8 protein-coding genes are annotated in these 9492 nt (G+C 61.6%); 5 read left to right on the top strand and 3 right to left on the bottom strand.

The annotated features are described in order from the left end of the window. Positions 1 to 189: 189 nt before the first annotated feature. Positions 190 to 933 (bottom strand): phosphatase PAP2 family protein, encoded by a 744-nt coding sequence (locus QMX88_RS27520; RefSeq protein WP_282373408.1) that lies wholly within the window; start codon positions 931 to 933, stop codon positions 190 to 192. A 234-nt stretch (positions 934 to 1167) separates the two neighbouring features. Here QMX88_RS27520 and colR point away from each other — a divergent pair, with 234 nt between their 5' ends. The 5 genes from colR to QMX88_RS27495 all read left to right on the top strand — a co-directional run bounded on the left by colR (position 1168) and on the right by QMX88_RS27495 (position 4941). After that, positions 1168 to 1851, top strand: coding sequence for a two-component system response regulator ColR (gene colR, locus QMX88_RS27515; protein WP_037014624.1), 684 nt, complete (start codon positions 1168 to 1170; stop codon positions 1849 to 1851). Continuing rightward, positions 1841 to 3163: a sensor histidine kinase gene (locus QMX88_RS27510; RefSeq protein ID WP_282373407.1), complete on the top strand. Its 1323-nt coding sequence runs from the start codon at positions 1841 to 1843 to the stop codon at positions 3161 to 3163. Before colR ends, QMX88_RS27510 begins: the two co-directional genes overlap by 11 nt. A gap of 161 nt (positions 3164 to 3324) precedes the next feature. Next, entirely contained in the window at positions 3325 to 3993 is a 669-nt protein-coding gene (locus tag QMX88_RS27505; RefSeq protein ID WP_282373406.1) for a class I SAM-dependent methyltransferase, read from the top strand. Between the two features lie 4 nt (positions 3994 to 3997). Continuing rightward, positions 3998 to 4717 carry a lipopolysaccharide kinase InaA family protein gene (locus QMX88_RS27500; protein ID WP_265388496.1) on the top strand — a complete coding sequence of 240 codons (720 nt, stop codon included), beginning with the start codon at positions 3998 to 4000 and terminating at the stop codon, positions 4715 to 4717. Next, entirely contained in the window at positions 4714 to 4941 is a 228-nt protein-coding gene (locus QMX88_RS27495) for a hypothetical protein (RefSeq protein WP_108120736.1), read from the top strand. Before QMX88_RS27500 ends, QMX88_RS27495 begins: the two co-directional genes overlap by 4 nt. Positions 4942 to 5016: 75 nt before the next feature. Here the strand turns inward: QMX88_RS27495 and QMX88_RS27490 are convergent, their stop codons facing one another. Together QMX88_RS27490 and QMX88_RS27485 are read right to left on the bottom strand one after the other, a co-directional pair. Then, a complete protein-coding gene (locus tag QMX88_RS27490; protein ID WP_282373404.1) occupies positions 5017 to 8091 on the bottom strand; it encodes a multidrug efflux RND transporter permease subunit in 3075 nt (1024 codons plus the stop codon). Between the two features lie 14 nt (positions 8092 to 8105). Then, positions 8106 to 9272, bottom strand: a complete 1167-nt coding sequence (locus tag QMX88_RS27485) for an efflux RND transporter periplasmic adaptor subunit (protein ID WP_282373402.1) — start codon at positions 9270 to 9272, stop codon at positions 8106 to 8108. Positions 9273 to 9492: the final 220 nt, after the last annotated feature.

Genomic DNA, 9492 nt, shown 5'->3' with positions numbered 1-9492 from the left:
GGCTAAAGCCGGTCCCACTGGCTGGACACGTTGCTTTCAGTGGGACCGGCTTTAGCCGGGAAGGGGCCCGGTTAGGCACAGAAGATTTTCGCGGAGGTTGCAGGGGACTGATTTATTTACAGCGCTTCACCGTAAATCAATCTGTCCCCGGTCTAGCCATGATCCCGAAACTACTTCGTCGGTCTAGCCTCATCCTGATACCGCTTCCCCACTCACCACCACGTCTTTTTTCTTCACCGGTCGGTACAGCACAAAGTAATACGCCCCTAAACACAGCAGCCAGCAGAACACCGCTGTCCAGATGTTGTGGGAGAAGAAGTGCGCGCCCTGGAGCATTCGGCCGACGGAGAAGACGGTGCCCAGGCCCGCCGCGAAGATCAGGCCGGCTTTGGCCAGGCGGGGTTTGCGGTCGCGGAAGACGAAGAACAGGGCGAACAGTGTGAAGCCGGTGGCTGCGTGACCGCCGGGCCAGCAGCGGCCGGGTTTGTCGGTTTGCGGGCGGGGGCTGAGGAGTTCGCTGTAGGTTTCCTGGCCGCCGAATTCTTTCAGGCTCCACGGGCATTGCACCGATGTCACGACTTTCACCGGCGTGACGAAGCTGGTGGATAACGCCATCGACAGCACCATGCAGCCCAACTCGCGTTTCCACGGCTTCAGCACGTTGACGAAGAACGAGGCGATGAAGCTCACGAAGGACAACACGCCGATGGTGATGACGGCCTGTTTGGCGCGGTCATGCAGGACGTCTTCGAGGAAGAAGCTGTGCCGACCGATGAACTCGCCCGCCACCGGGTCGTAGGCCAGTTTGGCGATGTCCATGTCCAGCGAAGTCAGTTCCAGCAATATCAGAACGATGGCGGTCACGGCCGGGATGCCCAGATAAACCCAGAAGTTGATCGGGCGTGAGGCGGGCCGTTCGAGTGCGTGTGACATGGCGAATCCCGTGTAGTGGGCGAGGGGGAGCGGGGGTTTATTGAGCCAGAGCGGTGCGAAGTCTGAGCAGAACGCTGTCGCGGCGCCGTGAACCGCGAGTGAAAAAAACGTTATGCACGGAGGTGCTGGCCCTTGAGCGCGCATCGCCGTAAGCTGCCGCCAACTCTGACCTTGTTGAACGGCCTCTCGCGCCGTGTCCCGGGTCTCGCCACGCCGCATAGGGAGACACGCGCCATGAGAATTCTGCTGGTTGAAGACAACCGCGACATCCTGGCAAACCTCGCCGATTACCTCGGTTTGAAGGGTTACACCGTCGATTGTGCCCAAGACGGCCTGTCCGGGCTGCACCTGGCGGCGACCGAGCATTACGACCTGATCGTGCTCGACATCATGCTGCCCGGCATCGACGGTTACACCCTGTGCAAGCGCCTGCGTGAAGACGCGCGCCGCGACACGCCGGTGATCATGCTCACCGCCCGCGACCAGCTCGACGACCGCCTGCAGGGTTTCCGCTCCGGCGCCGACGACTACCTGCTCAAGCCGTTCGCGCTGTCGGAACTGGCGGCGCGCATCGAGGCGGTGCTGCGTCGTGCGCAGGGTGGGGGGCGGCGTACCTTGCAGGTCGCCGATCTGATCTACGACCTGGACACCCTGGAAGTGACTCGCGAAGGGCGTCTGCTCAAACTCAACCCGGTTGGCCTGAAATTGCTGGCGGTGTTGATGCAGAAGAGCCCTCACGTCCTGCGTCGTGAAGTCCTGGAAGAAGCCCTGTGGGGCGATGACTGCCCCGACAGCGACAGCCTGCGCAGCCATGTTCACCAATTGCGCCAGGTCATCGACAAGCCGTTCGCCAAGCCGCTGTTGCAGACCGTCCACGGTGTCGGATACCGCCTCGCCGAGGGGCGTGATGGAGTTTAAGCAGAGCCTCGCCCAACGGATCATCATCGCCTTCGCGCTGATGAGCGCGCTGGTTGCCGGGTGCTTCGCCATGGGCATCGTCGCGACGGTGCACCTGGTCGAAGAGAAGCTGATTTCGGCCGGGCTGGGCGGCGACCTGACGCGTCTGCTGCTAATGGACAGCGTCAACGACTGGAGCCATCGCCCCGAGCCGGATCAGCTGTTTTACTTCAGCGGCGGCCCGGGGGATTTCGAGCTGCCGAAGGATTTGCGTCACCTGGAACCGGGCTTTCACGAAGTATTTCGCGGGCCGTTGTCCTACCACGCCATGGTTGAGGTCGTAGACGGCCGTCACTACGTGCTGCTTCAGGACCAAAGCGATTTCGAAGAGCGTGAGCGTGTGCTGTTCGCCGTCGTGCTGGTGGGCTTTGTGCTGGCGCTGGCGCTGGCGATCTTCCTCGGCTGGATATTGGCGCGCCGGGTGATGGCGCCGGTGGTACGGCTGGCGCGGCAGGTGCGTCATCGCGATCAGTTGCTCGGCCTCGCCCCGCCTCTCGCCCCCGATTACGCCGCCGACGAAGTGGGTGAGCTGGCGGTGGCCTTCGACGCCACGCTGGGCCGCCTGCGCGATGCCCTGACCCGTGAGCGGATGTTCACCAGCGACGTCAGCCACGAACTGCGCACGCCGTTGATGGTGCTGGCCAGTTCCTGTGAGCTGCTGCTGGAGAACCCGGCGCTGGATCAGCGCGCCCGTGCCCAGGTTGAGCGCGTGGCGCGGGCGTGCGAAGAAATGCGCGATCTGGTGCAGACCTTCCTGATGCTGGCCCGCACCCAGCGCGATGACCTCGCCCTTTACCCGCAACTGACCCTGCAAGGCGCCGCCCAGCAGCTGATCAGCCTGTGGCGCGAACCGATCGAACGCAAAGGCCTGAACCTGGAATACCTGCCCGGCGAGCCCTCCGATACCGCTTACAACGCCACCTTCCTCTATGCCGTGATGGGTAACTTGCTGCGCAACGCGTTGCACTACACCGACACCGGCTTCATCCGCCTGACCCTGCGAGAAGGCGGGTTCATGGTGGAGGATTCCGGCGTGGGGATACCGGAAGAAAAACGTGAGGCGATGTTTCAGCCATTTGTGCGCGGTACCGAGCAACGCGGCGAAGGTTTGGGCCTGGGACTGTCGTTGGTGCAGCGTATCTGCGAGAACCAGGGGTGGTCCGTCAGCCTGGACACCATGGAGCCAAATGGCTGCCGGTTCAGCGTGGACATGGGTTTGCGCCCTGGCAAGGACTCCGCTCGGTTGCCATCGACAAATGTACAGCCTGTGTAAAGGTGCTAAAACAGACCTAGATATGGCCGTATGCTGGCCCTAAGTCCTTGAATAATCTCGTAACATTTGTTCACTTTTTCGGACGCTTTTTTCACATTCATCTGACCTGAGCGTGACGCTTCGCTGCTTAGTTTGGCCCTCTCATCAAAGGGGAGGCAGCCATGAGCAAGCGGATCGAGCTGGATTTTTCACGCAAATACGACGACGAACACGCTAAAAGGTATTTGCGCAAACACAACGATGGACTGGCCAGGCGCCTGTCTGATCGCCGGGACAAACAACTCGCTCGCCGCGCACTGGCGCTGGCGGGCGAACCGGGGCTGGTGCTGGATTTACCCTGCGGCGCAGGACGTTTCTGGCCGGTGCTGGCCGAGAAAGCCAACCGGGTGATCATCGGGGCGGACAACTCGGCTTCCATGGTCAAGATTGCCTGCGAGTCGCAACCCGCGGAGATCGTCAAGCGCGTGCAGCCGCTGCAGACATCGGCGTTTGCCATCGAGATGCCGGACAACGCTGTCGACAGCATCTTCTGCATGCGCTTGATGCATCACATCGGCAAGGCTGAAGACCGCGCCGTGCTGTTGAAAGAGTTTCACCGGGTGAGCCGGGACAGCGTGATCGTGTCGCTGTGGGTGGATGGCAATTTCAAGGCCTGGAAGCGGCGCCGCGCTGAAGGGTCGCGGCCGAAACATGATTATCAGAATCGCTTCGTGCTGCCGGTGGCCACCGTAGAGGCAGAATTTGAACAGGCAGGGTTTCGGATTCAGGAGCGCCTGGATTTCCTGCCGATGTACGCCATGTGGCGTGTGTATCTATTACGTAAGAGGTAACAGGATGGCCGTGGATTTCGCAACAGAGTTAGCCGTTCCCGCCAAGGACCGCTTCGCCTATTTCTGGAACACACGGGGTGAGTGGGTTGAAGAGCCCAACGTGCGCCGTGGCGGTGAAAGTGGCGTGCAGCGTGTCGTCTCGGAAAACGGTCGGCTGCTCTATGTGAAGCGCCAGACCGGCCATATCTATCGCAGCTGGCTGCACCCGTTTGGCCGTCCGACCGTGCTGCGCGAGCGCGATGCCCTCGAAGGTCTTCGCCAGCTCGACGTCAACGTGCCGCGCATGGTGTTCTGTGGTGCCGAGCGCGATGAGAACAACGAGTGGCGTGCATTGCTGGTCACGGCCTCGCTGGACGGCTTCGACGAATTTGAAAACTGGCTGCGTGCCGGCGGTCGCGAGCAGCACGGCGAAGTGGTGTACGAGCAGATGCTTCAGGAAATCGCCAGCAACCTGGCCCGTATGCACAAGGGTCGCTGGCAGCACAGCTGCATTTACATCAAGCACGTTTTCGTTCGCGTCGTGGGCGAGGGCGCCAATGCCAAGGCTGAGGTCGCGTTGCTCGATCTGGAGAAATGCCGTCAGCGGCTGACGTCTTATGCCGCCGCCCAGCACGACATGAAACAACTGCGTCGCCATTCGTCGTTTCAGCCAGCGGACTGGACCAAGCTGGTCTACTTTTACGAGACCGCGTTTGGCAGGCCCATCAAAGGTTTACAGCGATGAAGTTAGAAATGGCGCGAGGTTTGTTTTTGGTCGGGGCGTTGGGGGTGACTTCCATCGCGTTGGCCGCCTGGGATCAACCCGGGCCGAAGATTTTGAGCGCAGTGCATGGCGAAGGCCATTGCCCGCTGCCTCGGGTGGCCAAGATGTCCGACACGGCCCGGCCTGATCACGATCTGCTCCTGTTGATGTTCGGCCTGGCCCAGGGAAGCGGACCACAAGGCTGATTCCTTTCTGTTGCACTGACCTAAAGGCCCCGAAGATCGGGGCCTTTTTTGTGGGCGTGGGGCCAGGTTCGTGTATCAGTTACGAGCATCCATCGTGGCACTCGAATGGCCATTGCCTTCGGGCTGCGGCTCGTCCCGTCGCGCCAGCAGCGTATACACGCACGGCAGCACAAAGAGCGTGAACAACGTCCCCACCGACATGCCTGTGGCAATCACCAGACCAATGTCAAAGCGGCTGACCGCGCCCGCACCGGTGGCGAGGATCAGCGGCACCATGCCGAACACCATCGCTGCCGTGGTCATCAGTACGGGCCGCAAGCGAATCGCCGCCGCTTCCTCGACCGCTTCGCGGGCGGTCAGGCCCTTGTCGCGGCGGAGCTGGTTGGCGAATTCGACGATCAGAATGCCGTGCTTGCTGATCAGCCCGATCAACGTGACCAGACCCACCTGGGTGTAGATGTTCAGCGACGAGATCCCGAGGAACAGCGGAATCAGCGCGCCGCAGATCGACAGCGGCACCGTCACCAGAATCACCAGCGGATCGCGGAAGCTCTCGAACTGTGCGGCCAGCACCAGAAAAATGATCGCCAGGGCCAGGCCGAACGTCACCCACAGCGCATTGCCTTCCTGTACGTACTGGCGGGATGCGCCGGCGTAGTCGTAGGCAAAACCCGGCGGCGACTCTTCGATAGCGATCTGTCTCACCAACTCAATCGCCTCGGCCTGACTCACCAGCGGGAAGCCGGAGATGATCGCCGAGTTGAGCTGCTGGAACTGATTGAGCTGCCGGGGTCTGGCCCGGTCGCTGACGGTGATCAGCGTCGACAACGGCAGCATCTTGCCTTCGGTGTTCTTGACGTAGTAATTCGCCAGCCAGGCCGGGTTGTCGCGGTAGGCCCGCTCAACCTGGGCGATGACCTTGTAACTGCGCCCGTCGATGGTGAAGCGGTTGATCTCCGCCTCGCCGAGGAGCGTCGCCAGACTGCCGCCCAAGTCCTGCATCGACACGCCCATCTGCGCGGCTTTGGCGCGGTCGACATCGACCACCACTTCCGGCTTGTCGAAGGCCAGGTCAACGTCCAGAAACGCGAATTTGCCCGATTCGGCGGCGCGTTTCTTGATGCGATCCGTCACCTCCAGCAGCGCGGCATAGTCGCCCGGTGTGTTAATCACGAACTGAAACGGCAGGCCCTCACCGGTGCCGGGCAACGACGGCAGGTTGAAGCCGAAAATCTGCAGCCCGGTGATGCCATTGAGCTTGGCCTGCACCTCAGGCAGCAGCTCCATTTGCGTGCGGCTGCGCTCATCCCATGGCTTGAGCAGGAACCCGCCGACGCCGGTCTGCACCCCATTGAAACCGTTGATCTGGAACGAGGAGTAGTACTCCGGGAACGCTTTGAAAATGCTGATGAACTGGTCGGTGTATTTATTCATGTAATCGAGGTTGGTCGGCTGCGGCGCCGTCGCCATCATGAAGATGATGCCTTGATCCTCGTCCGGCGCCAGTTGCGATTGGCTCAGTTTGAGAAACACCGGAATCAGGCACAGCACCAGCACCGCGAACACGATCACCACCGGCCGGGTATTTAGCGTGCCGTGAAGGACACGCTGATAGCGGACCTTCAGGCTTTCGAAGGCGTGATCGAGTTTGTGCGCCAGGCCGCTGGGGTTCTCGTCCCGACGCAGCAGCACGGCGCACATCATCGGCGACAGGGTCAACGCGACGATTCCGGAGATGACCACTGCGCCGGCCAGCGTCAGGGCGAATTCCTTGAACAGCGCACCGGTCAGTCCCTCCAGAAAACCGATGGGTGCATAGACCGCTGCCAGGGTGATGGTCATCGACACCACCGGCATGGCGATCTCGCGAGCGCCCTCGATGGCCGCATCGAAGGGCGTCTTGCCTTCCTCGATGTGCCGGTGAATGTTCTCCACCACCACGATGGCGTCGTCCACCACCAGACCGATCGCCAGGACCATCGCCAGCAGTGTCAGCAAATTGATCGAATAGCCCATCAACTGCATGAAAAACAGCACCCCGATCATCGACAGCGGGATGGTGATCACCGGGATCAGCACCGAGCGCAAGGCACCCAGGAACAGGAACACCACAACGATGACGATGAGCACCGCTTCGATCAGGGTTTTCACCACTTCATGGATCGAGGCCTGAATGAACAACGTGGCATCGTAGGCGATGGATGCTTTCAGGCTTGGCGGTAGCTGGGCTTCCAGCTCCGGCAGGATGCGCCGCACTTCCTTGATCACGTCCAGCGGGTTCGAGCTGGGCGTGCCCTTGATGCCGATGTACACCGACGGGGTGCCGTCGAACGAGCTGACCGTGTCGTAGTTCTCGGCGCCCATCTCCACCCGCGCCACATCGCCCAGCAGCACGCGACTGTCGCCCACGGTCTTGAGCGGGATGGCCGCGAAGGACTCGGGGGATTTCAGGTCGGTGCTGGCGTTGACGCTGGTGACCACGTACTCGCCCTTCACCTCGCCCGCCGCGGACAGGAAGTTGTACTTGCGCACGGCTTCGGTGACGTCGCTGGCGGTCAGGCCGAAACCGGCGAGCTTGACCGGATCGAGCCACAGGCGCATGGCGAACACCTGATTGCCCAGGATCTCGGCTTCGGCCATGCCCGGCAGCGTCGCCAGCTTCGGCTGAATGACCCGGGACAGGTAATCGGTGATCTGCGGGTTGCTCAGCTCGGCGCTGTAAAAGCTGATGTACATCAGCGCCGAAGCGTCGGCGGCTTCCTTGCTCAGCACCGGGTCTTCGGCGTCCTGGGGCAGCTTGTTCTTGACCTCGTTGGCCTTGGCCAGCAGCTCGGTGTAGAGGCGGTCGCTGTTGGAGCCGATGCGCGCATAAATGGAAATGACCGAGAAGTTCTGCCGACTGACCGAGGTCATGTAGTCGATGCCTTCGGCGCTCGCCAGACTCTGCTGCAGCGGCTGGGTGATGTAGCCCTGAATGGTTTCGGCGTTGGCGCCGGGGTAAGCCGTGGTCACGGTGATCAGCGCGTTTTCCATCTGCGGGTACTGGCGGATGGTCAGCTTGCTGAACGCCTGAAAACCCAGCAGCACGATCAGCAGGCTGATCACGCTGGCGAGCACCGGGCGACGGATGAACGGGTCTGTAAAGGCCATGATCGATTCCTTGATCAGTCAGCTTTGGGCTGGCTGTTCTGCGCCGCGGGGGTGGCGTCAGACCGTGTTGCCGGGTCGGCCACGATGGCGACGGCAGCGCCGTTATCCAGTTTCAACTGGCCGCCGGTGACCACCTGCTCGCCGGGTTTCAATCCTTTGCTGATGATGACCAGCCCGCCGCGACGCTCACCGGTCTCGACGAAGCGCCGCTCGACCATGAGCTGAGGCTCGCCCTTGCTGTTGTGTTCCGGCTGGCCGTCGGCGGTCTTTTTCGGCACGACGACGTACACCGAGTTTCCGTACAGCGTGTAAGTGATCGTGCTTTCCGGCAACACCAGTTGCGGCGTGTCCTGCCCGAGCAGCACTTGCAGGCTGGTGAACATGCCGGGCAGCAGTTGGCTGTCGGGGTTGGGCAGGGTGGCGCGAATCAGCACATTGCGGGTGGTGTCTTCGACCTTGGGGTTGATGGCGCTGATGCGCGCGGTGAATACGCGGTCCGGATAGGCCGCGACGCTCACCTGCACCTGTTGGCCGAGGGCCAGTTTCGGCAGCATCTGCTCAGGTACGAAGAAGTCCGCGTACAGGCTGGTCAGGTCTTGAAGGGTAGCGATCACCGTGCCGCTGGCAAGATAGTCGCCGACGTCAACCTGACGAATGCCGATGGTGCCGGTGAAGGGCGCGAGGATGCGTTTCTTCGCCAGCGAGGCATTCAGTTGCGCGACGGTGGCAGCGGCTTTTTTCTGGGTGGCGGCGAGCTTGTCGAAGTCGCCCCGGGAAATGGCGGATTCGCCCACCAGTTTACTGCCGCGTCCGTACTCGACCTGCGCCAGACCGAGGTCCGCTTCGGCAGTGCCGAGCAGGGCCTTTTCCACATCGCTGTCGAGCTGTAACAGCGGCTGACCGACCTTGACCTTCTGGCCGGATTCAAACTGCACGGCCTTGACCGTGCCCGCGATCTCCAGCGAAAGATCCACGCCCTGGGATGCCTTGAGCGTGCCGATGGCCGGCAGACGATTCTGCCACGGGCGCTCCGCAACAACGGCCACCGCCACATTGATCGGCGGCTTCGGCGCCGTAAATTGCTGGATCTGCTGATAGACCGAAAACGCCTTGTACCCGCCCAGGGCCAGCACCACGATCAGGACAATGCCCAACATGATCAACATGCGGCGACGCAACATATTCCACTTCCTTGGAAAACCGATGAATCAGGCGAGCACGTTAGTCGTGTCGGGGTTTAGTTGCCAGTGGCGGTGATGGATTTTGAGATCAGCAAGCACGGTCCCTGTAGGAGTGAGCTTGCTCGCGAAGACGGTATTTCAGGCTCTGAAGATTTAGCGGATGTTCCATCGTCTTCGCCCGCCACCCCGCGCCCCCAGTTGACCTGCGGTCTCTTTTTAA

Source organism: Pseudomonas sp. PS02290, assembly GCF_029960075.1.
Taxonomy (GTDB): Bacteria; Pseudomonadota; Gammaproteobacteria; order Pseudomonadales; family Pseudomonadaceae; genus Aquipseudomonas.
Note: the sequence above shows the minus strand (reverse complement) of the source record. Positions and strands in the feature narration are given on the sequence as shown.

Coding starts and splice junctions, on each gene's coding strand:
- QMX88_RS27520 (WP_282373408.1), bottom strand. CDS start 933: ATGTCACACGCACTCGAACGGCCCGCCTCACGCCCGATCAACTTCTGG.
- colR (WP_037014624.1), top strand. CDS start 1,168: ATGAGAATTCTGCTGGTTGAAGACAACCGCGACATCCTGGCAAACCTC.
- QMX88_RS27510 (WP_282373407.1), top strand. CDS start 1,841: ATGGAGTTTAAGCAGAGCCTCGCCCAACGGATCATCATCGCCTTCGCG.
- QMX88_RS27505 (WP_282373406.1), top strand. CDS start 3,325: ATGAGCAAGCGGATCGAGCTGGATTTTTCACGCAAATACGACGACGAA.
- QMX88_RS27500 (WP_265388496.1), top strand. CDS start 3,998: ATGGCCGTGGATTTCGCAACAGAGTTAGCCGTTCCCGCCAAGGACCGC.
- QMX88_RS27495 (WP_108120736.1), top strand. CDS start 4,714: ATGAAGTTAGAAATGGCGCGAGGTTTGTTTTTGGTCGGGGCGTTGGGG.
- QMX88_RS27490 (WP_282373404.1), bottom strand. CDS start 8,091: ATGGCCTTTACAGACCCGTTCATCCGTCGCCCGGTGCTCGCCAGCGTG.
- QMX88_RS27485 (WP_282373402.1), bottom strand. CDS start 9,272: ATGTTGCGTCGCCGCATGTTGATCATGTTGGGCATTGTCCTGATCGTG.